We start from the raw sequence: 22,722 nt of genomic DNA, 5'->3' as shown, positions 1-22,722 counted from the left end.
GTCCGCAGGACGGCGTCCCCGCGCTATGGCTTCACCTGTTCCATGGCCGTCCTGAAAAGCTGCTCCAGTGCGGGCTCGGCGATGAACAGCAGCCCGGCCACCAGGATGGCGGACATAAGCGTGATCATGACCCACCCGGGCACGTCGCCGCGTTCCCTGTCCAAAGGCCGGGCCGAAGCCCGAACCTGACGGACGAGCCGGTAGCACCAGCCTGCCAGAACGGCGGCGGCTGCTTTCCAGCTGTCCGCTGTTTTCCAGCCTCGCTCCCCGCCCGTTTCGGTCCTCCGGTGCCTGCTGCCGTTCCTGGTATTCATGGTCTCCCTTTCCGTCGTAGCCATGTCTTGGATGTCCGGACACCGTTATGCCCGCTGCCCGTCACAGCCCCAGCCTCAACAGCGCCATGCCGGGAAATACGGCAAACAGGACCGTCAGGGGAAGGATGCCGAAAACCACCGGCACCATCATGGCGATTTCCTTTTTTCCTGCCGTTTCCATCAGCTCGCGTTTGGCCGCGTCCCGGACATCCTGGGCCTGGGCCCGCATCACGTCTGCCAGAGGTGTCCCGCGTTCCACAGCCACGCTGACCCCGTCCACAAAACGCGTCAGCGGCGCCAGCCGGATCCGGTCGGACAACTCCTCCAACGCGGCAGTCAGCGGTGTCCCCGCCCGTGTCTGTGCCAGTACCCTGCGAAACTCCCCGGCCAGTTCTCCCTGCGCCGCTGCCGAGACACGTTCCAGTGACCCCACGGCGTTCTCCCCCGCTCCGACCGCGAGCGCCATCATTTCGGCAAGACTGGGAAACTCGGCCAGGATGCGGGCATTGCGGCGCTCTATTTGCTGGGTCAACAGATAATCCCGCAGGAGGAAGCCCGCTGCGGCGCAGGCAAGAATCCCCAGGACTACAGCCGGCACGCCGATGCGTCCGCTGCCGGCCAGGAACGCCGTCGCCGTCCCTCCCATCAGGAGCCCGCCACCGGCACAGAGCACCTGCTCCACCCGGAAATCCAGGACGGTTTTCGTCCCGCCGGCCTGCTGCAGCCGGACGGCGAGCGATCTGTTCCCGGGAGACAGCCGGGCCAGCCGGCGTCCGGCGTCTCGCAGTACCGGACGCAGGATGCGTTCCAGCGGGCCGAAGGGCGTGAGGTCCGCCGTTGAAGGGTCCAGCAGCCTCGACGCCGGGCTGACCGAGCGTAGTTGGGGCGCCACGCGCTCTGCGAATGTGGTGCTGCGCAACGGCGGCAACCGGTGCAGCACCAGGAGCAGGCTGATGCCCACCATGGCACCTGCCAGCATCGCCATCGACGTCAGGCCGGTCACCGGAGGACCCTCACGTCTTCCGGAAGGGCACCGATCCGAAGCATCAGCCGGTAGCAGAGCACTGATATCCCGATGCCTGCCGCCAGGACACCGGCGCCCGCGGCGGTGTTGTACGCTGCCGCGGTTTCCGGCCGGGCTGCCAGAAGCAGCAGCACCACCCAGGGTGCAGCGGCTGAGAGCCGCGCCGCGTTGACGGTCCAGGATTGCCGTGCCAGCAGCTCGCTTCGGGTACGGGCGTTCTCCCGCAGGAAACCGGCCAGCGTGCCCAGCAGGCGGCCCAGGTCTGTTCCGCCCACCTGCCGGGTAATCCGCAGGGCTTCGATAATCCGGTCCGCGACGGGATCCGAGAGCCTGTTCTTCAGCCGGGTCAGCGAATCCTCGAAGTCGCCGCCGGACCGGTAGTCCGACGCGAACGAGGAGAAGTACCCCCGCAGTTCTTCCGGCCCGTTGTCCGCCAACTGGATCAGCGCATCGGGGAGCGGGAGTCCGGCCCGGATCGCCGAACGCAGGTGGTCAACGACGTCGGGCCAGAGCTCGGCAAGCGACGCCCTCCGCCGGGTGGCCTGCATCCGCACCAGGGCATAGGGAAGGGCAGCACCGAAGATACCGAAGCAGGCGGCGATGGGCACCGACAGCGTCAGGCCGTAGACCAGGAGGAGCACGGAGATGCCGGTGACGGCACAGGTCACCAGCAGTCCGCCGACACCGACCCGGTCAATTCCCGCCTGCCGCAGCAGGTCTTCCAGGAACCCGGTGCGGCGGCGTCCGGGCCCCGGGCGGGCCGGAGACACCCAGCATGACTGCCACAGCAGCAGCAGACCAAGCCCCAGACAGAGTCCGGCCGCGGCGCTCACTGTCCGCTCCCCAAGAGTGCAGCGACGTTGACTCCTGCCCGCGCGAACTTCTCCGCAGCAGGCATGGAGGACGCGGTGACGGCCAGCTGACCGTCGGACCGGGCAAAAACGGAAGATGACTCGATGAGGCCGTTTTCGACCCGGCGCCCCAGGGCCAGGATTTCGGTCACTTCCCGTTGCCCGGATGGGGTCCTTTCGCAATGGACCACCAGGTCAATGCAGGAGGCCACCGTCGGGACCACGAATGCACTCGAAATATTGCTTCCCGCCAGCAGCGGAAGAGTGCACAGCTTGGTCACTGCATCCCTGGCACTGTTGGCGTGTACGGTACACATCCCGGGCAGGCCGGCGTTCAGGGCGATCAGCATGTCCAGGCTTTCCGCTTCACGGACCTCCCCCACAATCAGGCGGTCCGGCCGCATGCGCAGCGCTTCCTTGACCAGGCGTCGCAGCGGAATCTCGCCCTGCCCCTCCAGGTTCGCCTGCCGGCACTGCAGACCCACAACATCACGCAGCGGCAGCTGCAGTTCGAAGATCTCCTCAACGGTCACCACCCGTTCGCGGGCACCAATGGCGGCGCCAAGGCAGTTGAGCATGGTGGTCTTGCCCGCCTGTGTGGCACCCGACACAAGGATATTCAGGCCGGCACCCACAGCCGCGTCCAGGAACCGGGCGGCGGGGGCGGACAGCGTGCCCAGTTCCACCAGGTGCTCCAGGCGGCGTGCGCGGGCCACGAACTTCCGGATGTTGACCGCCCAATGGCGCCTTGTGACATCAGGTATGGCCACGTGCAGCCGGGACCCGTCCGGCAGTGCAGCGTCCACAAACGGCGAGGACAGGTCCAGCCGGCGACCGGAGGATTTCAGCATCCGCTCCACCAGGACCCGTACCTGTTCCGGTGTCAGTGTCAGCGAGGTCAGTTCCGAGCGGCCGTCCCGCGCCAGATAGACCTCTGAGGGAGAGTTGATCCAGACTTCCTCGACCGTCGGATCATCCAGCAGTGGCTGCAGAACGCCGAATCCGGCGACGGCGTCGAACACCTGCCGGCGCACCGATTCGGGCCGGCCCAGCGGCGGCAGCGATCCGAGCAGCGAGCGTTCGTCGTAATCCGAGACTGCCGCGTCCACCAGGCGGCGGACCTCCCCCACCTGTTCCTGCGGATCCAGGCCGCGCACGCGGATGAGTTCGCGTACCTCGTCCTCCACGATCCGTAGCGCATCCATCCGTATCCCCCGTATTCACCCGGGCGGCAGCACCCGGCATGAGACTGGCGGCCCCGGTTTGCGGGCCACGGGCGACAGAGTAGGGGCCGGATGGCGGAGAAGCGAGAGTGGTGGTCAGCCGTTGTGGATAAGTAGTGGCCCGAGCATCCGTCGGGGCGCGAAAGCCGCTCAGGCCACGGAGACAGGCACTGTTGCGGCTATTGCTGTCCTGCGGCCCTTCAGCTTCATGGCCGGTGCTTCCACCAGGGTGTAGCTGGCAAACGCCAGCGGGACCACGCAGGCAAAGGTCAGCAACAGGTAGACAGGCAGCGAGAGGTCCGGCCACGCGATCTCGAGGAGGTTCTGCACCGGGACACCGTAAATGTAGATGCCATAGGAGAGGTCCCGCTTGGCTCCGATCCGCCGCAGCGGCAGCACCGAGCCCAGGACAAAGATGAGGATGGCAAACGGCAGCGGCGCCAGGACCGTGGCCGTGCCCGTTAGGACCGAGGCCACGAGCACCGCAACGGAGACGACGACGGCCGGCAGAACCCGGATCCGCTCGGCGTGCAGGTACAGCAAGGCGCCGCCCGCGAACGCGGCCAGCAGCGGCGGGGCCAGGGTCAGTTCGCTCGGCGGGATGACCCCCAGATGGCTGGCCAGCGCCGCCGCCGTCGAGCCGGCGAACACGGCCAGCAGCAGGGCATTGCTGCGTGGCCGCAGCGCCGCCATGCCGATGATCCCTACGCCCACGTAGCAGCATGCCTCCCAGAACAGGCTCCACAGGGCGCCGTTCCAAATTTCGCCTTCTGCCAGGGTGGTTCCGATGGTGGTCTGGGAAACGATCGGCGGGTAAAGGAACAGGTTCCTGGCCACATAGGACAGGGAGTCGGTCAGGGTGAAGCTGCCCGGTGAACCGGCAACCACGGACAGCGGCGCGAAGGCAAAGGCGACCAGCAGCAGGGCCACCAGGAAGCCCGGATAGATGCGCAGGAACCGGGCACGGAAAAAGCGTGCGGCCGGCTGTCCATTCATCCGGCTGCGGGTGATGAGATATCCGGAGATCCCGAAGAATCCGAGCACCGACCAGGCACCCAGCGTCCGCCCGCCCAGCGCGGGCTCCTCCCCCAGTCCGCATATGACCCAGGAATGGGACACCACGACAAGGGATGCCAGCAGCAGGCGCAGGGCGTTGAGGGCATTGTTCCGGGGATCGAACAGTTCCCCCAGCGTGGTGCGTGCGGATGCCGGCCCCCATGCGGACTGTTCAGAGTTAGCGGACATTAATAATCAAGCTTTCGATTGTCGAGACTTGGTATGCCGCGTAAACCAATGCTGTAACCGGAGGCCTGCACGCGGAGACGGTGACCCCCGCAAGCATAGTGCAGGTTGGTTTCCACCTGTCGCAGGTGGGGCAAGCCGCAACAAACGCCGACCGAAGGTGTTGCCTGAGCCAATGAGTGTTACTGATGTGAAATATGTTTCTACCGGTTCATCCAAGGCGGCCGATAGTCTTCATAGATCCCCCATGCCCGCACCCGGGCAAACATCTGGAGTAACCGTGAACAAAAAATCACTCGCCCGCTGGCTGGGAAGCGTGGCCCTAACCGGTGCCCTGGTCTGCAGCATGTCCCCCGCAGTGGCCGGATCCCTGCAGGCACCTGATGTCCCTGCTCCTGCCCCGGTGGCCTCCGCCCTGCCGGAGGCGGACACCTTCCCGACGGCGGAACCCGTCCCGACCGCGGCCGCAATCGAATCCCCAAAGGAACTGCCGCAGACACCTGTGCCGGCGGAACCCGAGGCTCCCGCAGCCGCCGACGCAGCTGACATCGTAGAAGAAGAGGCTGGCCTTCTAGGCGCCCATATGGGGCAGGGCATGGAGCGGTTGCTCACCACCGGAGATCCGCAGGTACCGTCAGCACAGGAGCAAGAGGAGAAACTCGAGGCCGAAGTCTCCATGGAGGCGCCCCTGCAGGTTCCGGACACTACTGCCGGCAAGCCGCCAGCCGCTACCTCAATCAACACGACCGTGACCGCCGGTGTAAGTGCGTTCCAGGCTATCCCCGCGTTTGCGGCGGATACCGCGGTCAGCTGGATGCCGCCAGGTATCCAGGGCATGGATGTCAGCAGCCACCAGCAGAACGTGGACTGGCCCGGCGCCTGGCGGCAGGGATCCCGGTTCGCCTACGTCAAGGCAACCGAGGGCACCTACTATAAGAACCCGTACTACACGCAGCAGTACAACGGCTCAGCCAACACAGGCATGGTTCGTGGCGCCTACCACTTCGCCATCCCCACCGTGGGCTCCGGTGCCGCCGAAGCCAACTACTTCGTCAACAACGGAGGCGGCTGGTCAGCGGACGGCCGCACCCTGCCTCCGCTGCTGGATATCGAGTACAACCCCTATCCGCAGCTTGGCAATACCTGCTACAACTTGAGCGCGTCGCAGATGATCACTTGGATCAGGGATTTCTCGAACACCATCAAGGCCCGTACCGGACGCGTGCCAATGATCTACTCGACCACTGACTGGTGGCGTACCTGCACCGGGAACACCAATGCCTTCTCGAACCATCCCCTGCACATAGCCTCCTACAGCCAGAAGGGTGCGGGCGCACTGCCCAACGGCTGGCCGGCCTACACCGTCTGGCAGTACTCCAGCACCGGCCCCTTCGCCGGCGACTCGAACGTCTTCAACGGCAACACCGGGGCACTGGATGCCTTTGCCCGTGGCGCGAATCTTCCCGGTGCCCCGGCGATCATGGCCAAGGCCGCAGCGAACCCGGGGCTCGGGGCTGCGAAATCGGGCGTGGTCTGCGGCTTGCGCGGCGGCGGCTGTTACCAGGACTTCCAGGGCGGATCCATCCTCTGGTCCCCGCAGACCGGAGCCCAGGTCAGCCCCAACGCCCCCATCCGCAGCGCCTATCAGGCCGCCGGCTTCGAAAACGGCGCGCTGGGCTACCCCACCAGCGGCCAGGTGTGCGGCATCAAGGACAACGGCTGCTTCCAGGATTTCCAGGGCGGGGCCGTCCTCTGGTCCGCCGCGTCAGGAGCCCAGGTGAGTACCGGCGGTGATATCCGGGAGGCCTACCGCACCAGCGGATTCGAAAACGGCCCCCTGGGATACCCGACGGGCCCGAAGGCCTGCGGCATCAAGGACAACGGCTGCTTCCAGGATTTCCAGGGCGGATCCATCCTCTGGTCCCCCTCCACAGGAGCCCAGATCAGTGCAGCAGGCGATATCCGGGAGGCCTACCGCGCCAGCGGATTCGAAAACGGCCCCCTCGGATACCCGCGCAGCCCCAATGTGTGCGGCATCAAGGACAACGGCTGCTTCCAGGATTTCCAGGGCGGGTCCATCCTCTGGTCCCCCTCCACAGGCGCCCATGTAAGCCCTGTCGGGCCGATCCGGAACGAGTACCAGAAGCACGGTTTCGAAACCGGAGCGCTGGGTTACCCCACTGGAGGGCAGGTCTGCGGCATCAGGAACGGCGGCTGCTACCAGAACTACCAAGGCGGAGCGATCCTCTGGTCCCCTGCCACCGGAGCACAGGCCAGCCCCACCGGGCCCATCCGGACCGCGTACCAGAAGCACGGCTTCGAAAACGGCGGACTGGGCTACCCCATCGGAGGGCAGGTTTGCGGCATCAAGGACGGCGGCTGCTACCAGAACTACCAAGGCGGAGCCATCACCTGGTCAAAGACCGCCGGCGCCCATCCCACGGCAGGGGAGATCCGGAAGAAGTGGCAGTCGACCGGCTTTGAAACCGGTTATCTGGGCTACCCCACCGCTGACGAGACCTGCACGGCTGCCGGCAAGTGCACTCAGCCTTACGAAGGCGGCCGCATCGAGTGGACCAAGGCCTCCGGAGCCGTCGTGTTCCGCAAATAGACCAAAGGTCTCCGACACACGCCGGAACTGCAAAAGAGCCGGCCGGGTTTCCTCCGGCCGGCTCTTTTGCTGTTCTGTGCTGCTACTTCTGGTTAAGCAGGTCCAGCAGGTACTGGCCGTAGCCGCTCTTGACCAAAGGTTCGGCGCGCTGCCTCAGCTCGTCATCGGTGATGTTGCCCAGCCGCCAGGAAATTTCCTCGGGGCAGCCGATGGACAGCCCCTGGCGCTTCTGCACGGTGCGGATGAACTCGGAGGCCTCGTTCAGCGAATCGAACGTGCCGGTGTCCAGCCACGCAGTGCCGCGCGGCAGGATCTCCACCTGCAGCTTCCCCTTCTCGAGGTAGATCCGGTTCACATCGGTGATTTCCAGCTCGCCCCGGGGGGACGGCTCCAGGTTGCGTGCAATCTCCACAACGTCGTTGTCGTAGAAGTAGAGTCCGGGGACCGCGTAGTGGCTCTTGGGGTTGGCCGGCTTTTCCTCCAGGGAAATGGCGCGCCCTGACTCATCGAATTCCACCACGCCGTAGGCGGAGGGATCGGCTACCCAGTAACCGAACACGGCACCGCCGTCGATATCCGCGAAACGCCGCAGCTGCGTGCCCATGCCCTGGCCGTAGAAGATGTTGTCACCCAGCACCAGCGCCACCGGTCCGTTGCCGATGTGCTCGGCACCCAGGACAAATGCCTGGGCCAGTCCGTCCGGGGAGGGCTGCTGCTTGTACGTGATGCTGACGCCGAAGCGGCTTCCGTCACCGAGCAGGCGCTCGAACTGGTCTGCATCGTGGGGGGTGGTGATGATCAGGATGTCCGTGATGCCGGCAAGGATCAGAGTGGACAGGGGGTAGTAGATCATCGGCTTGTCGTAGACCGGCACAAGTTGCTTGCTGACCCCGAGCGTGATCGGGTGCAGTCTGGAGCCGGTGCCGCCTGCCAATATGATTCCTCGCATGCACCTCATCATCCCGGCTCATTGGTGCGACGGCAAATCCGGTAATGTTGTTCTACATGCGCAAACTCCTGGTCACCGGCGGCGCCGGCTTTATTGGCTCCAATTTCGTGCACTACGTCCTTGAAAACACAGACTACGAGGTCACGGTGCTGGACAAGCTCACGTATGCGGGCAACCTCGAGTCCTTGAAGGGCCTCCCGGAGGACCGCTTCACCTTTGTCCGCGGAGACATCTGCGACGCCGAACTGGTCGACACGCTGGTGGCGGACACCGACGTCGTGGTGCATTACGCAGCCGAATCCCACAACGACAACTCGCTGCATGATCCGCGGCCGTTCCTGGATACGAACATCATCGGCACGTACACGCTGATCGAAGCTGCCCGCAGGCACGGCACCCGCTACCACCACATCTCCACGGACGAGGTCTACGGCGACCTCGAACTGGATGATCCGCAGCGGTTCACGGAGTCCACCCCGTACAACCCCTCCAGCCCGTATTCCTCCACCAAGGCCGGCTCAGACCTCCTGGTGCGGGCCTGGGTGCGTTCCTTCGGGCTCCGGGCAACCATCAGCAACTGCTCGAACAACTACGGCCCGTACCAGCACGTGGAAAAGTTCATCCCCCGCCAGATCACCAACGTGATCGACGGAGTGCGTCCCAAGCTCTACGGCGCCGGTGAAAACGTGCGGGACTGGATCCACGCGAATGACCACTCCTCTGCGGTCCTGCGGATCATCGAAAAGGGCGAAATCGGCCAGACGTATCTGATCGGCGCGGACGGTGAGAAGAACAACAAGGAAGTTGTCGAACTCATCCTCAAGCATATGGGCCAGCCCTCGGATGCCTACGACCAGGTCATTGACCGGCCGGGCCACGACATGCGCTACGCCATCGATTCCACCCGCCTGCGCACCGAACTTGGCTGGGAACCCCAGTTCTCCAATTTCGACCAGGGCATCGAGGACACCATCGCCTGGTACCGCGCCAATGAGGCGTGGTGGCGGCCGCAGAAGGAACAGACCGAAGCCAAGTACAAGGAACAGGGACAGTAAGGCCGTGGCTCCGGAATTCTCCAAGCCCCTTGCTGCCCACCCGACTCCCATTCCCGGCGTCGTCCTGTATGACCTTCCGGTCCACGGCGACAACCGCGGCTGGTTCAAGGAAAACTGGCAGCGCGGAAAGATGCTCGCACTGGGCCTGCCGGACTTCGGACCGGTGCAGAACAACATTTCCTTCAACGAGAAGGCCGGCACCACCCGCGGCATCCACGCGGAGCCGTGGGACAAGTACATCTCCGTCGCGACCGGCCGCGTGTTCGGGGCGTGGGTGGATCTGCGCGAAGGGCCGTCCTTCGGTGCCGTGTTCACCGCCGAACTGGATCCGGGCAAGGCAATCTTTATCCCCCGCGGCGTCGGCAACGCCTTCCAGACCTTGGAAGACAACACGGCCTACACCTACCTGGTGAATGACCACTGGAGCGCCGACGCACAGGGACAGTACACGTTCCTGAACCTGGCTGATGAAACCGCCGCCATTGCCTGGCCCATCCCGCTGGAGAAAGCCGAGCTGTCCGAAAAGGACCGGGCCCATCCTCGGCTTGACGCGGTGGTTCCCATGGCACCGAAGAAAACCCTGGTCCTGGGTGCGGACGGACAGCTTGGCAAGGCGCTGCGCGCCGCCTGCGCCGGCAACCGGGACGTTGAATTCGCCGGACGCCGTGACCTTGACCTGACTGATCCGGCGTCGTACGCGGACCGGAACTGGAAGAACTACTCGGCGATCATCAATGCCGCCGCCTACACGGCCGTTGACGACGCCGAGTCCCCCGCCGGCCGGGCCGCAGCGTGGGCCGTGAATGTCTCCGCCGTCGCGGCGCTTGCCCGCATTGCCGCCGAGCACCGGATCACCCTGGTCCATGTCTCCTCCGACTACGTTTTCGACGGCACAGCGCAGACGCACCCTGAGGATGAACCGTTCACGCCGCTGGGTGTTTACGGCCAGACCAAGGCTGCGGGCGACGCAATCGTCTCCACCGTGCCTGCACACTACATTGTGCGCACCAGCTGGGTCATCGGCGAGGGAAAGAACTTCGTGCGGACCATGGTCTCCCTGGCCGGGCGGGGCATTGAACCCTCGGTAGTGGATGACCAGATCGGCCGGCTTTCCTTCACCGAGGACATCGCTGCGGGCATCCTCCATCTCCTCTCCTCCGGTGCCGAATACGGCGTCTACAACCTGACGAACGACGGCGAACCCGCGTCCTGGGCCGATATTGCCCGTCGCGTCTACGCCCTGACCGGGCACTCCGAAGCCGCCGTCACCGGGGTCAGCACCGAAGAGTACTTCAAGGACAAGCCCGCCGCTCCCCGGCCGCTGAACAGTGTCCTGGCGCTGGACAAGATCAAGGCCGCAGGCTTTGTGCCCGCGGATGCGGATGAGCGGTTGGCCGCTTATCTGGGCGGCGGAGCAGAACCTGCTGCAGAGCCGTCCGCACCGGATATGGGATACTGACATGGTGAGCAGCACTTGGATTGTTATCCCGATGTACAACGAAGCCACCGTTGTCGGCTCCGTCATCGAGGACCTGCGACGGGTGTTCCCCAACGTTGTCTGCGTGGATGACGGCAGCCGCGACGGTTCCCAGCAGGTCGCCCGCGACGCCGGAGCGGTGGTGGTCCAGCACCCGATCAACCTCGGGCAGGGCGCCGCGCTGCAGACCGGGATGGAGTATGCCCTCCAGGATCCGGGGATGACCAGCATCGTCACCTTCGACGCCGACGGCCAGCACCGGGTAGAGGATGCCGTGGACATGGTGGCGCGCATCAATTCCGGTGAAGCCGACGTGGTCCTGGGCTCACGCTTCCTGGATGACCGGACCAAGCTCACACTGCGGAAGAAAATAGTGCTGAAGACTGCCGCCGTGCAGTCCCGGATGGCTACCGGCATGAACCTGACGGACGCGCACAACGGCCTCCGGGCGATTAACCGTGAGGTGGCTTCCAAGCTCCACCTGACCCAGAACCGCATGGCGCATGCCTCCGAACTGGTCAACCAGCTGGCGACGATCCGTCCCCGCTGGGTGGAACACCCCGTCGAGATCATCTACACGGACTACTCCAAGTCCAAGGGGCAGTCTCTGCTGAACTCCGTAAACATCTTGGCTGAACTCTTCTTTAGGTGATCGAATTGCTACTAATCGTCCAGATAGTCCTCGTCGTCGCCGTCATTCTGGTTTCCATCGCCATGATGCGCGGAGGCGTCAATGCCCAGCACCTCGCCATCCGGCGGATCATGCTGATGGTCTTTGCACTGGCGGCTGCCCTGTCCATTTTCTTCCCGGACACGCTGACCCGGGTTGCCGGCTTCCTCGGCATCGGGCGCGGCACGGACCTGGTCCTTTACGCGGCCATTGTGTGCTTCTTCGTCTTCATCGCCACCACCTACCACCGGTTCCGCGGGATGGAAACCTCCATCACCACTCTCTCCCGCCGGATCGCTCTGGACGAGGCGCCCAAGCCGTGGCTTGCAGAGCAGAACGCCGATGACAGGAATGCGGACGGCCTTCGGCAGTAGTTTCCCGCTTCCACACCGGGCCTGAACCGGCAGGCAGCACAGACAGAAATGGAGCGGACCTCTGGGGGTCCGCTCCATTTGTGTCTGCGGGATGCCGGCGGGCTGCTAGCCCACTACGTGCTTGGCCAGCTTGGGAATGTATCCCAGCTTGCCGCCGGCGGCCGAGCGTGCAATCAGCGCAGCGGCATTGAGACGGGAGGTCACATGCAGCTTGGCGGCGCGGGCGGCGCGGTTCCAGCCGACCTTCTCGAACCGGACTGCTTCGCCTTCGAAGAAGCGGCGCTCTTCATCAAAACGCCGTCCGTCGAACGCCCTGACGGAGGAGTCGGAACCGGAGTGCCGACGGTACAGGAAAGCCAATTCCGGGGTCAGCACCATCGAACCGTTGTCGGCCGCGATGTCCAGCAGCAGTGCCAGATCCTGCACCACGTCGAACTCGGTGCGGAATCCGATGCGCTTGATGGTCTCGGATTTCCACGCGATGGACGGGAAGTAGTGCCAGCCGGCACGCAGCAGGCTGGTTGCGAGGTCTTCGCCACCCAGCAGGCGACGGCCGTTGCCGCGCGGAAGGGCTGCCTTCTTCACCCGGTCGCCCAGCGGAGCAGTGGCCCGGCTGAACTCATCAATGACCTGCACGCCGGGCTGTACGGCGCTGGCCTGGGGGAATTCATCAAAGGCTTCCACCACGGAGGTGAGGTAGTTGGGCAGCATGATGTCATCAGCGCCCATCATGACCGCGATGGGCGCCTCGATCAGGTCGACGGCCTTGCGGTAGTTCCCGTTGGCGCCCAGGTTCTGCTCGTTGCGCTGGTAACTGACCCGGGGGTCATCGATCCCGGCAAACCAGCGGGCCGGCTCGGGATCCGGGTATCCGTCATCAATGACCACCAGGCGCCAATCCTGGTGCTGCTGGCCCATCACGCTTCGGGCAGCCTGCTTCATCAGTTCCACGTCCCCGTAGTACGGGAACATTACATTTACGGCAGTCACGGCTTGCTTCTTTCACTTTCATGGGCGACGGCAGGCAAGCCGACGAACGGCGCCGCAGTCATGGGGCAGCCAAAGGAAGGGGAACACCATCCACTATAGGGAGGGCACGCCGCTAAGTCGAAACAGGCCAGCCGGTATGCTGGATGCGGTACTGCACCCCATCTTCGAAGAACCACCAGGACAGGCATGAACCCCAGCAATCACACCTCCTCCCCCACCCGCGGCCAGGTCAGCGTCTGCATGGCGGCCTACAACGGGTCGGCACACATCGAGGAGCAGATCGCCTCCATCCTGCCGCAGCTGCAGGACGGCGACGAGCTGGTGATTGTCGACGACGCCTCCACGGATGACACGGCGAAGGTCATCGAGGCACTGGCTGACCCCCGGATCCGCCTCATCCGGGCCGAGACGAACCGCGGCTATGTGAAGACCTTCGAAGCGGCGCTGACGGCGAGCAAGGGCGACTACATTTTCCTTTCGGACCAGGACGATGTCTGGATTCCGGGGAGGGTGGACGCGATGGTTGCGGAATTGCAGCACGCCGACGTCGTTGCGAGCAACTTCGGGTACTTCGGCCAGGCACCGCGCCGCATCGAGTCACTGCGGCTGCGCAGCTCGGACAGCACCCGACGGTGGGCGAATCTGCTGATGCTCTGGGTGGGCGTCCGCCCCTACTATGGCTGCGCCATGGCGTTCCGCAGTTCGGCCAAGAACGTGATCCTGCCGTTTCCGGGCTTCCTGGTCGAAACGCATGACCAGTGGATTGCCTTGGTGGGCAACCTGCGAGGCTCTATGGCCCACCTGGAAGTAAACACCCTGAACCGGCGCCTGCATGAGAACAACACCACGCCCAAGAAGGCCCGCAGCCTGGTCCTGATCCTGCGGGCACGCCTCATGCTGGCCAGGGCGTTCCTTGTCGCTCTGGCCCGCAATCGCCGCGGCAAGGCCGCGGCCTCCTAGCGGTTTTTCGGCCGCGGCGTGACCAGGGCTTTAGCGCGTTCACTGATCCGCCCCGTACGCCCGGTCACGGCGTCGCGGATACCCAGCGCAATGGCTGCAATTTGGCGGGCACGGTGCGGCCCGTAAACCACCCGGACACCGTAGAAAACCACTTCCAGGCCAATCCGGCGCAGGACCCACACCGGCTGCCGGCGCAGGTACCGACTGTACATCACCAGGCCGTTGCGCGTGATGTAGTAGACGCGGAACGGGGCATGGGAGTGAACAAAGCGTTTCTGTCCGCCCACCGTCACGTGCCACGTCCCCAGCCGCATGGGGCGGGAATCCCCCACCGCATGGGTGATGTTGCAGCCCGGAGCCACAATGGCCTTGAGTCCCAGCTCGCGGATGCGCGCCGTGAACTCGGAGTCCACGCAGTCGATGAACAGTTCCTCTTCCAGCAACCCGGCCACACGGAAGGTGGACGCAGGAATCAGCGTGCCGGACTGCATCGGATCAAAGGCTTCCGGAAACGCGATCCCGGGTTTCTGAAGCATGACCGGCTGCCCGTTGTGGGATTCCGCGCAGACCATTCCCGCAGGCACCGACCGGGCCTTGGCGTTGTCCCAGGCCTGAAGGGCCAGGGCAACGTAGCCGGGGTCCAGTTCCGAGTCCTGGTCCAGGGTCAGAAAGAAATCCGGTTCCGACGGCTCGGCGTAGCGGATGCCCGCGTTAAGCGCGGCAGCGATGCCGCTGTTGGCGGGCTGCTTGAGCACCACGGCACCGGCTGCCTCCAATTCTTCGAAAACAGCCGGGTCCGCCGCCGGTGAGCCGTCATCAACAACGATGACCTGTTCCACCTGCTCAGCCAGCCGCTTGACCTTCTCCACGAGGTCAGAGGGCGGGTTGTAGGCGGAAATAACCGCTGCGACGCGGTGGGAAGTAGTCATGGCTGTTGTACCTTTTGTTGGAACGGGTCAGAGGGGAAGGCAGCACGAGAACCGGCGGCGCCTATTTGCCGAGTTGGACAGACCGGGAAAGCAGCTGGCCGGGCCAGATGGTCCGGGGCGAGCGGAACAGGCCCTGGTAGAGGCCGCGGGCAGCGCTGCGCAGCCACAGCGGACGGTCCTTCGCGCCCGGTCCCTGGCGCACTGCCAGTACGGCCATCCCGGCTCCCCACCGGACCGGATTCTGCAGCAGCGTCCGGGAAGCGGGGTCCAACCGCCGCAGCCACAGGTTATTGCGGATGTAGTAGAACAGCCTGCCGCCCATGTCGGTCTGGTTCTGCTTCTCCGGGTGGCTGATCCTGCTCTGCGGCAGCACCACGCCGTAAGCGCCCCTCGCCAGCCGGCGGGTGTATTCCGCGTCGTCGAACCAGATAAAGAAGTCGGCGTAGGGCAGCGGCATGGTGGCAGCAGCCTTAAGGTCGATCAGGACGCCTACGAAGCTGGCGCTGTCCACGGCAATTCCACCAAGGCCGTTTGCCTTCAACTGGCGTGCCGGGTCGCGGGACAAATCAGGCAGGTGGCCGCTGTTCGGCTCCCCCTCGGGGTTTACCACCAGGGAGGTGACGAAGCCGGGCCGGTGCGGTGCAGCTTCCATGGCTTCGACCAGCGGGCGCAGGCTGCCCGGCAGGGGCTCGGCGTCATCATCCATCAGCCAGGCGCTGTCATGGCCGGCTGCCATGGCCAACTCGATGCCCCAGGCAAAACCACCGGCACCGCCGAGGTTTTCCTTGGTTTCGAAGACTGTGACGCCGGGGAATTCCTCCCGCACCATGGCTACGCTGCCGTCGGTGGAACCGTTGTCGACGAGGATGATCTCGTCCGGCCGCCGGTCCTGGGCTTCAAGGGCCGCAAGGCACTTGCGAAGCAGGCCCACGCGGTTATACGAGACAACAACTGCTGCTACTGACAAAGAGTTCCCATCGTCGGAGTATGCCTAGCCAAGCGCCGAAGGCATACTGAAAGCAGGCGGCGCTAAGTTGATGATATCAACTCAGCTGAACCCGCTGGGTTAGAATCGTCTGCGGGAGCAGGCACGGGAAACGATCCGCCGCTTACCCTTACCCCGTTAGGGAGGACATTTCTTGGGTCAGCGCACGGTCCTTCGACACCTAAACCGATTGGGAGCGTTCGGCGTTTCCGTGGTGATCACCACCGTGGTGGGCGTACTCGCCATCCCCGTGGTCATCACGAATGCCGGCAGCACCATCTGGGGCGTTATTGCCCTCGGCCAGTCCACCGCACTGCTCTTCGGCGTCCTGGTGTCTTTCGGATGGGGAACCACCGGGCCGGCCATGGTGGCCGGCATGCCTCCGGAAGCCCGTCCGCAGATGTACATCGATTCCCTGGTCAGCCGGCTGTACCTCTTTGCCCTGGCAGCACCGCTGGCTGTGCTGACGGTATGGCTCATCGCCAAGGACTCCCCCGGCGTCGCAATGCTTGCCAGTGCTGCCTATCTCCTTCCGTTCCTTGGCGCGTCCTGGTTCTTTGTGGGTGATGCCCGCCCGGGACGGCTGCTGCTCTTTGACACGCTGCCTGTGACGCTCGGAACGGTATTCGGCCTGATCGGACTGATCGGCACCGGCAATGTCTACGTCTACCTGTCCATCCAGGCAGGCATGAACCTGCTTGCCGTGATCTCCAGCGGCTATCTGATCCGCAGGGGCTCCCCCTCCGTCCCGACCTTCGATTTCAGCTTCTCAAAGGCGATGCACCGGTTGCGGGGGCAGCGGCACGGTGTCGTCACCGCGGCCACGTCCAGCCTTTACGTCAACACCCCGGTCCTGGTGGTGGGAGCCTTCCTCCCCGGCGCCCTGGCCCTGTATGCCATGGCGGAAAAGTTCTTCAAATACGGGCTCACGGCAGTGGGCCCGGTGGTGCAGGTCCTGCAGGGCTCCATTGCCGACCCGGACCGGGCACGGCAGGACGCACGCGTCCGCACCGCAGCACGGCTGGCACCGTTTGCCGCCGCGCTCGGAGCGCTGGTCATGGCACTGTGCATTCCCTGGGCAAGCAGCCTGCTGTCTCAGGGCGAACTTGAGGTGGGTTTCGATCTCAGCATCCCCATGGGCGTGGTCTTCGGCGCCGTTGCGGTGTCCCAAGTGGTGGGACTGGCTTGCCTAATCCCCATCGGCGAAGGCAAGGCTCTCGCTGTCTCCACTGTCTTCGGCGCGGCCATCGGCATCCCGCTCATCATCACCGGCGCCCTGACAATCGGGGTGTCCGCCGTTGCCTGGGCCGTGGCAGTCTCCGAACTGGCCGTCGCGGCCTACCAGCTCAAAGTAGTCGCCGGCTACTTCCGCCGGACCTCCAAGGATGCCAAGGCCGCCGTCGCAGGCTGACCTCGTAACCAGCAGTCAGCCTGCGACGGCGCCCGTCAGATTAGTCGCAGGCGGTAATCCGGTAGAGCTTCGCGTCGCCCTCCGAGTCCACCAGCTCGACAGCGTCGCTGGACCCAAGGTCGTCCAAGCCCGGATACGGGTGGTTGCCGTCGTGGACTTCCTTGTCTCCGAAGTCCAGGACATACTCAACCTGCGCTTTTTCAAGGGCCGGACAGACATCGGGATCGGTCCGGGCATTGCGGAGGTCGGCGTAAATTTCTTGCTCTGCCGGGTCCAGCACCGCGAGGGTATGCATCTGCATGGGACGTTCTCCGGCGAGGGCGTAGACCAGTGAACTACCTGTCCAAGGATTACCAACCACCCGTGCGCCATCTTGGATTTCGCCGTCCAGACGCACCATCAGTTCATACTCGTCCCGCGACACCAGCGGCGCTGCATCCGTCAGCCTGTAGTTGCCAGCGGCGGCCATGGTGGCATTGCGTACGTTCTGTTTCTGTGTCGCGACTGCTGCAACCACCATTAGCAGCAACAGTGCGGCTGCCGTTGCTACACGCATCCGGTCCGCACGCCATCCCCGGTTGGACATCCGCTCCAGAACCGGGTCCCACAGGTGGTGTTTCAAAATATCGACCATGAGTGTTCCGCCCAGAACAGCCAGAGGGAGGGTCGACACAGGCAACAGCGCGGCGAGACGGACATTGTCCGTGTACCAGCCACCTGTGATCAGATCGCGGAAGTCACCGTCGGGCGAGCTGGTGGCTACGACGTAAAGGAAACCACCCACGAGGTAAATCCCGCCCACCCACCACGGGGCCCGATGGAGCACCAGGGCAACGAATCCGAGGACCGTCAGCACCAGTACTGCCCAAGAAACCACCGAGAGCAGTGGCGCCCCGGCAAGGACATCGCCCATGGCCTGCGCCTGGGTTTGGTAGGGGGTCCAGATCAAGGTGTCGTCTTCGGGCCGTACCGCGTTCCACAGGTTCACGACCCCGGCAGCGTACAGAATGAAGGTCAGGAGGTAGCCCGCTGAGCGGAGCGGACGCTGAGCGGCCAATTCAGCCCGCGTCCGCCGGCCGACCGCCGCAATGACTAGGGGAACGGAGAACGCCGTGACCGCCAGAAACGCGCTGGGATGACCCAATCCCAGTCCGGGAAATGCCACGAGAAGCAGGAGCCATGTGAGGGGCAAGGATCCGCTCCGGCGGGCCAGTCCCAAGACAGCCAGGAGGATGCCGAGCAGGGCCGGGATCAGACTCACCCCGAGGAAGTTGGGGTAGAGAACCCCAAAGTCCACAAGAAGCAGCGGAAAGGCGCCGAAGGCAGCGGAGAGCACTCCGGCCAGCAGGGTTGGGACGATTCTCCGTCCGGCTATCTGCTGGACCAGGAAGATGCAGCCCAACGGCCAGACAAGGGCGCCGATAACGAGGTTCACGGCATTGACGCCGACAGGTATTGGTGCGGAGGTAAGCGCGGTGACCAGCGAAACGAGACCGTGCCATCCCGCCGGATAGAAGCTGATGCCGGTCATCCCGCCGATGCTCAGGGAGGAAGCCGAACCCGTGTCCGCGATGTACTGGATTGCGTTGAGGTGAAAGATATTGTCGAAGGTCTGGGAGAAATTCTCGGGGGCACCGAAGGCGTAGAGCAGGCGCCGGCCCACCAGGGCCGCAGCCCCGAGCACGGCTGCTGCCTCGACCAGAAGGATGGTCGGGTCGGGGGCCGCATGCGAGGAGTCCGGCTGCGTCCGCCGGGTCCACCAGACACGGAGGAGCCCCACGACGGCAGTGGCACCGACGGTGAGGACCGCTACGGGCAGGAACGACCAACGGACACCGGCGGCGTCTGCTAGTACTGCTGCAACGGCGGTCAGGGAAACGGAGAGAACCGGTGACACGGCCAGGGCGGCCAGCCAGCGCAGCCGGAAGCCTACGAAGGCGAGGACCGCCCCCGGCGCGAAAATGACGCACACCGCAGCCAGAATCTGCGGGGTGACGGAAATCCAGGTCACTGTCTTCCTTCCGGTGCCGTGGTCCTCACCGCACGCTGTATTCGATAGTCAAAGGGGATCTGCAACCGGCCGGAGCAGCTATTGCCCGCGCATCCGCTGCACGACTTCGGCCACGGGTGCGTCCATGACAATCTGTCCGTGTTCCAGGAGGACGCCCCGCTCGCAGATCCGTGACACCAGGTCCAGGTCATGGCTGACCACCACCAAAGTCTTGCCTTCCCCCGCCAGTTCCTTGATCTTGTCAATGCACTTCTTCTGGAACGGTTCGTCGCCAACGGCGAGGATCTCGTCCACGAGGAAGACCTCGGGGTCGGTGTGGACGGCCACGGAAAAGGCGAGCCGGAGGTACATACCGGAGGAGTAGAACTTGACCTCGGTGTCGATGAACTGGCCGATCTCGGAGAATTCTACGATCGAATCGAACTTTTCGTCGATTTCCGCCTCGGTCATGCCGAGGATGGCGCCGTTGAGGTAGACGTTGTCCCGGCCGCTGAGGTCATGGTGGAAGCCGGCGCCCACCTCGATCAGTCCCGCCACCCGGCCGCGGGTGCCCACGGTTCCGGTATCCGGACGCATGACGCCGGAAATGTGCTTTAGCAAAGTGGACTTGCCGGAGCCGTTCAGCCCCAGCAGTGCCACTGTCTCGCCCTGCTCTACGTCCAGCGAGACACCCTTGAGAGCATGGAACTTCTCGGACAGATCGCCCTTACGGCCCTTGATGAGCCAGACGAAGGCTTCCTTCATGGACCGCGTGTGGCGCAAGACGAACTGTTTGTTCACGTTACATACTTCGATGGCATTAGCCACGGTTCACAGCTCCTGCGCGAAACGGCCTTCAAGGCGACGGAAAACGAGCTGGCCCAGCAGCAGGACACCTGCGGACACGGCCAGAGCGATGGGAATCCACACGGACAGCAGGTGCGGCGGAATCGCCTCGGCGCCGTCCGTGGTGGGAAGCCAGAACGCATAGTGGAATGTTTCCACGCCGACGGTGATGGGGTTGAGCTGGTACAGGTTGAAGTAAGTCTCCCCCAGCTTCTCCTGCACCATCTTCCAGGAATACAGTACGGGCGAGGCCCACGTGGCAATCATCAACAGCATGTCCACAAGGTTCTCGGCGTCGCGGAAGTAGACATTGATGGCACCGAAAAGCAGGCCCAGGCCCGTGGCCAGCAGCGCCACGATAATGAACCCAGCTACCGCCGCCGCAAGCTGCAGCAACGACGGGCGCCACCCGTTGAATAGGCAGGCCACCACCAGGATGACGATCTGCGGCACAAAATGAACGCCGGAGACCCAGACAGAGGCCACTGGGAACAACTGGCGCGGCAGGTAGATTTTCTTGATCAGCCCGCCGTTCCCCACAATGGACCGTGAAGCGTTCCCGAGGGCTTCCGTGAAGAAGTTGATCAGCACAATCCCGGAGAACAGGTAGATCGCATAGTTGGGGAGGCCCCTGGGGTTGCCCGCGCTCTGCTCCAGTCCGAGGAAAACACCCAGGGCAATGTAGAAGACAACAAACTGCACGCCCGGCTTCACATAGGACCACAGCAGGCCCAGAATCGAGCCGCGGTAACGGACCTTCAGTTCCTTGGAGACAAGGAGCTTGAGCAGGAAGCGGGACCGGATAATATCGGCCAGTCCCGCTCCCCGCCCCGGAGTTTCAAGTGCACCGGTGGACAAGCTTATTTACTCTCTTCCGAATGCTGGGCGAAGGTCTTTTTCCATGCCTCAAAGGAAGTGATCTCCGGAAGCGCCTCGCGGTATTGGTCGCTGAGCTTCTGCCAGTTCTTCAGGATTTCGGCATTCAGCTTGACCGCCTCGGCCAGCAGGACCCGCAGCTGCTTGGGGTCGCGCTTGTACCAGGAGGCACCGGTGCCTTCGGCGTTGGACACCACGGCGCTGTCGTACTGGGACATCCGCCACCACTTATTGTCCTGATGTGCAATATAGGCCTGCGGGTGTTCCATGCTGGTTGCCGGCACCTTCTTGGTGAGCTGGCGGACCACAGTCTTGGCAGCCCACGGCACCAGAGTCGCGTAGGACGGGGCCTTGAAGCCCTGCCCGTGCCGCGGCGGCTTGTGCATCACCGGGGCGGGGAAGGCTTCCGGTTCCGGCTGGATCTGCGAATCGCTGAAGCCCTTGGCCATCGCCCGGATTTCCGGGAGCTTGGTCGGCAGCAGGTCGTGCAGGTGCTCCGGCCCCTTCAGCAGGTCCCGCAGTGCCATGACGCGGCCCTGTGCGGTGTAGTACTGCATGGAGATCAGGTGCTTGAGGTCGATGTAGCCGGTTTCGCGGACTACGCGGCCGCCATGCTCGTACGGGCTGTGGATCAGCGCGGCGATCATACGGTTGCGGGTGTGGAAGTATGCCTGCCATCCGACAAGGTCGTCCTTGTCGATCCAGGACACATGCCAGACCGCAGAACCCGGCATCGATACCGTCGGGTATCCGGCGCTTTTGGCACGCAGGCCGTACTCGGCGTCGTCCCACTTGATGAAGACCGGCAGCGACAGCCCGATGTCACGGATCACCTGGGTCGGGATGAGGCACATCCACCAGCCGTTGTAATCCACATCCACCCGGCGGTGCAGCCAGGAAGTCTGGCGCAGATTGGACCGGACGAAGTCGTGGCCGAGGCTCATCTCCTCGTGCGGCTGCGCCGGCTGGAAGCGGTAGGAGTTCACCGTTTCGCCGAAGGTGTGCAGGACCGTCCGGTTGTACAGATCGAACATATGGCCGCCCACAATGGTGGGGGTCTTACAGCGGTCTGCGAAGGTGAGCAGGCGGGAGATGCTCTCGGGCTCCATCACGACGTCGTCGTCCAGCAGCAGCACGTAGTCGCTGCCGCTTTCCACGGCCTCGTACATTCCGCGGGCAAAGCCGCCGGAGCCGCCCAGGTTCGCCTGGTTGATGATGCGCAGCTTGCCGCCGAGCATTGCCTCGACCTCGGCAAATCCGTCGGCGTCGGCGACCTTCTGCGTGCCCTGGTCAACGATCAGGACTTCCTTGACGTTTGCCAGCGCCTCGGGGTGTTCGCCGAGGATACGCAGGTTGTTGATGCAGAAAGATGTCTTGTTCAGGGTGGTGATCTCAAGCGTGACGCTGCCGCGCTTGACCGGCTCACCCGGCGCCTGCCATTCGGCTTCCTCAAGCACAAGCGACTCGGAGCCGGCCACCAGGTCGAACCAGTACCAGCCGCCGTCGCCGAACGGCTTCAGGCTCAGCTCGAAAGTGCTGGTCTCGCTCCCGTTGACCCGCTGGGTCTGCACATGCTGGAGGGCGCCGCGGGCGCTGGACTTGTAGACGGTGACGGCTCCGACGCCGGTGGTGCGGACGCTGAGCCTGATGGTTTCCAGATTGGTCCATCGGCGCCAGTAGCTGGCGGGGAAGGCGTTGAAATACGTGCCGAAGGAAACCCGTTCGCCAGCGCGCACTGAAGTGGACTGGCGGGAGAGGAAGTCTTCGGCGTGCACTTCCTTGCTCGGAGCCGAAGACACCATCGGGGTGGACTGCTTGGTCTTCGCGTCACCGTTCATGGTGGAGAGCTGAACGCCCGTGGCACTGCCGGTGTCCATGTACAGCGGAACGGTATCCAGCTGGTCCAGCGAAGGAAGGATCACCCGCTGGATCGTGGACCAGGACT

The 22,722-nt window shown here is 64.2% G+C and carries 20 protein-coding genes; 7 read left to right on the top strand and 13 right to left on the bottom strand.

The window, feature by feature from the left end:
- Window positions 1-23: 23 nt before the first annotated feature.
- The 5 genes from QWJ37_RS05765 to QWJ37_RS05745 form a co-directional block, all read right to left on the bottom strand.
- Entirely contained in the window at window positions 24-314 is a 291-nt protein-coding gene (locus tag QWJ37_RS05765) for a hypothetical protein (protein ID WP_244802770.1), read from the bottom strand.
- 61 nt (window positions 315-375) lie between these two features.
- Window positions 376-1,317 (bottom strand): type II secretion system F family protein, encoded by a 942-nt coding sequence (locus QWJ37_RS05760; RefSeq protein WP_290244654.1) that lies wholly within the window; start codon window positions 1,315-1,317, stop codon window positions 376-378.
- Window positions 1,314-2,171, bottom strand: coding sequence for a type II secretion system F family protein (locus tag QWJ37_RS05755; protein WP_290244653.1), 858 nt, complete (start codon window positions 2,169-2,171; stop codon window positions 1,314-1,316). Before QWJ37_RS05755 ends, QWJ37_RS05760 begins: the two co-directional genes overlap by 4 nt.
- Window positions 2,168-3,394, bottom strand: coding sequence for an ATPase, T2SS/T4P/T4SS family (locus tag QWJ37_RS05750; protein WP_290244651.1), 1,227 nt, complete (start codon window positions 3,392-3,394; stop codon window positions 2,168-2,170). Before QWJ37_RS05750 ends, QWJ37_RS05755 begins: the two co-directional genes overlap by 4 nt.
- A 168-nt stretch (window positions 3,395-3,562) precedes the next feature.
- Window positions 3,563-4,657 carry an acyltransferase gene (locus QWJ37_RS05745; RefSeq protein ID WP_290244649.1) on the bottom strand — a complete coding sequence of 365 codons (1,095 nt, stop codon included), beginning with the start codon at window positions 4,655-4,657 and terminating at the stop codon, window positions 3,563-3,565.
- A 277-nt stretch (window positions 4,658-4,934) separates the two neighbouring features.
- Here QWJ37_RS05745 and QWJ37_RS05740 point away from each other — a divergent pair, with 277 nt between their 5' ends.
- The gene (locus QWJ37_RS05740) at window positions 4,935-7,265 is read left to right on the top strand and encodes a GH25 family lysozyme (protein WP_290244647.1); all 2,331 of its coding nucleotides are present in this window, start codon (window positions 4,935-4,937) and stop codon (window positions 7,263-7,265) included.
- Between the two features lie 82 nt (window positions 7,266-7,347).
- Here QWJ37_RS05740 and rfbA read toward each other — a convergent pair whose 3' ends face one another.
- A complete protein-coding gene (gene rfbA, locus QWJ37_RS05735; RefSeq protein ID WP_290244646.1) occupies window positions 7,348-8,214 on the bottom strand; it encodes a glucose-1-phosphate thymidylyltransferase RfbA in 867 nt (288 codons plus the stop codon).
- A gap of 56 nt (window positions 8,215-8,270) precedes the next feature.
- On the opposite strand from rfbA, the gene rfbB reads away from it, so the two are divergent.
- From rfbB to QWJ37_RS05715, 4 genes are read left to right on the top strand one after another with little or no spacing between them, the layout of a single operon-like run.
- On the top strand, window positions 8,271-9,269 hold the full coding sequence (gene rfbB, locus QWJ37_RS05730) for a dTDP-glucose 4,6-dehydratase (protein WP_290244644.1): 999 nt from the start codon (window positions 8,271-8,273) through the stop codon (window positions 9,267-9,269).
- A 4-nt stretch (window positions 9,270-9,273) separates the two neighbouring features.
- Window positions 9,274-10,728, top strand: a complete 1,455-nt coding sequence (locus QWJ37_RS05725) for a bifunctional dTDP-4-dehydrorhamnose 3,5-epimerase family protein/NAD(P)-dependent oxidoreductase (protein ID WP_290244642.1) — start codon at window positions 9,274-9,276, stop codon at window positions 10,726-10,728.
- 1 nt (window position 10,729) lies between these two features.
- Window positions 10,730-11,398: a glycosyltransferase family 2 protein gene (locus QWJ37_RS05720; RefSeq protein ID WP_290244640.1), complete on the top strand. Its 669-nt coding sequence runs from the start codon at window positions 10,730-10,732 to the stop codon at window positions 11,396-11,398.
- Window positions 11,395-11,790, top strand: a complete 396-nt coding sequence (locus QWJ37_RS05715; RefSeq protein WP_290244638.1) for a DUF2304 domain-containing protein — start codon at window positions 11,395-11,397, stop codon at window positions 11,788-11,790. Before QWJ37_RS05720 ends, QWJ37_RS05715 begins: the two co-directional genes overlap by 4 nt.
- Before the next feature lie 105 nt (window positions 11,791-11,895).
- Here QWJ37_RS05715 and QWJ37_RS05710 read toward each other — a convergent pair whose 3' ends face one another.
- Entirely contained in the window at window positions 11,896-12,780 is an 885-nt protein-coding gene (locus QWJ37_RS05710) for a glycosyltransferase family A protein (RefSeq protein ID WP_290244636.1), read from the bottom strand.
- Between the two features lie 186 nt (window positions 12,781-12,966).
- Between QWJ37_RS05710 and QWJ37_RS05705 the strand changes: the two genes are divergently transcribed.
- On the top strand, window positions 12,967-13,740 hold the full coding sequence (locus QWJ37_RS05705; protein ID WP_290244634.1) for a glycosyltransferase: 774 nt from the start codon (window positions 12,967-12,969) through the stop codon (window positions 13,738-13,740).
- On the opposite strand, the gene QWJ37_RS05700 is transcribed toward QWJ37_RS05705, so the two are convergent.
- Complete coding sequence (locus tag QWJ37_RS05700; RefSeq protein ID WP_290244632.1) at window positions 13,737-14,669, bottom strand: glycosyltransferase; 933 nt, start codon at window positions 14,667-14,669, stop codon at window positions 13,737-13,739. The two genes, QWJ37_RS05705 and QWJ37_RS05700, sit on opposite strands and share 4 nt — an antisense overlap.
- A gap of 61 nt (window positions 14,670-14,730) precedes the next feature.
- Window positions 14,731-15,636 (bottom strand): glycosyltransferase family 2 protein, encoded by a 906-nt coding sequence (locus tag QWJ37_RS05695; RefSeq protein WP_290244630.1) that lies wholly within the window; start codon window positions 15,634-15,636, stop codon window positions 14,731-14,733.
- A gap of 172 nt (window positions 15,637-15,808) precedes the next feature.
- On the opposite strand from QWJ37_RS05695, the gene QWJ37_RS05690 reads away from it, so the two are divergent.
- Complete coding sequence (locus tag QWJ37_RS05690) at window positions 15,809-17,065, top strand: hypothetical protein (RefSeq protein ID WP_290244628.1); 1,257 nt, start codon at window positions 15,809-15,811, stop codon at window positions 17,063-17,065.
- Window positions 17,066-17,105: 40 nt separating this feature from the next.
- Here QWJ37_RS05690 and QWJ37_RS05685 read toward each other — a convergent pair whose 3' ends face one another.
- The 4 genes from QWJ37_RS05685 to QWJ37_RS05670 all read right to left on the bottom strand — a co-directional run bounded on the left by QWJ37_RS05685 (window position 17,106) and on the right by QWJ37_RS05670 (window position 22,654).
- A complete protein-coding gene (locus tag QWJ37_RS05685; RefSeq protein ID WP_290244626.1) occupies window positions 17,106-19,076 on the bottom strand; it encodes a DUF6541 family protein in 1,971 nt (656 codons plus the stop codon).
- Window positions 19,077-19,154: 78 nt separating this feature from the next.
- Window positions 19,155-19,883 (bottom strand): ABC transporter ATP-binding protein, encoded by a 729-nt coding sequence (locus QWJ37_RS05680; protein WP_290244623.1) that lies wholly within the window; start codon window positions 19,881-19,883, stop codon window positions 19,155-19,157.
- A 3-nt stretch (window positions 19,884-19,886) separates the two neighbouring features.
- Entirely contained in the window at window positions 19,887-20,765 is an 879-nt protein-coding gene (locus QWJ37_RS05675; RefSeq protein ID WP_290244837.1) for an ABC transporter permease, read from the bottom strand.
- The gene (locus QWJ37_RS05670; protein WP_290244836.1) at window positions 20,762-22,654 is read right to left on the bottom strand and encodes a glycosyltransferase; all 1,893 of its coding nucleotides are present in this window, start codon (window positions 22,652-22,654) and stop codon (window positions 20,762-20,764) included. Before QWJ37_RS05670 ends, QWJ37_RS05675 begins: the two co-directional genes overlap by 4 nt.
- Between the last annotated feature and the right edge of the window lie 68 nt (window positions 22,655-22,722).

It is taken from the genome of Arthrobacter sp. YD2, from assembly GCF_030410475.1.
GTDB lineage: Bacteria > Actinomycetota > Actinomycetes > Actinomycetales > Micrococcaceae > Arthrobacter_B > Arthrobacter_B zhangbolii.
The sequence above is the reverse complement of the archived record's forward strand: the minus strand, read 5'-3'. Positions and strand labels throughout refer to the sequence as shown.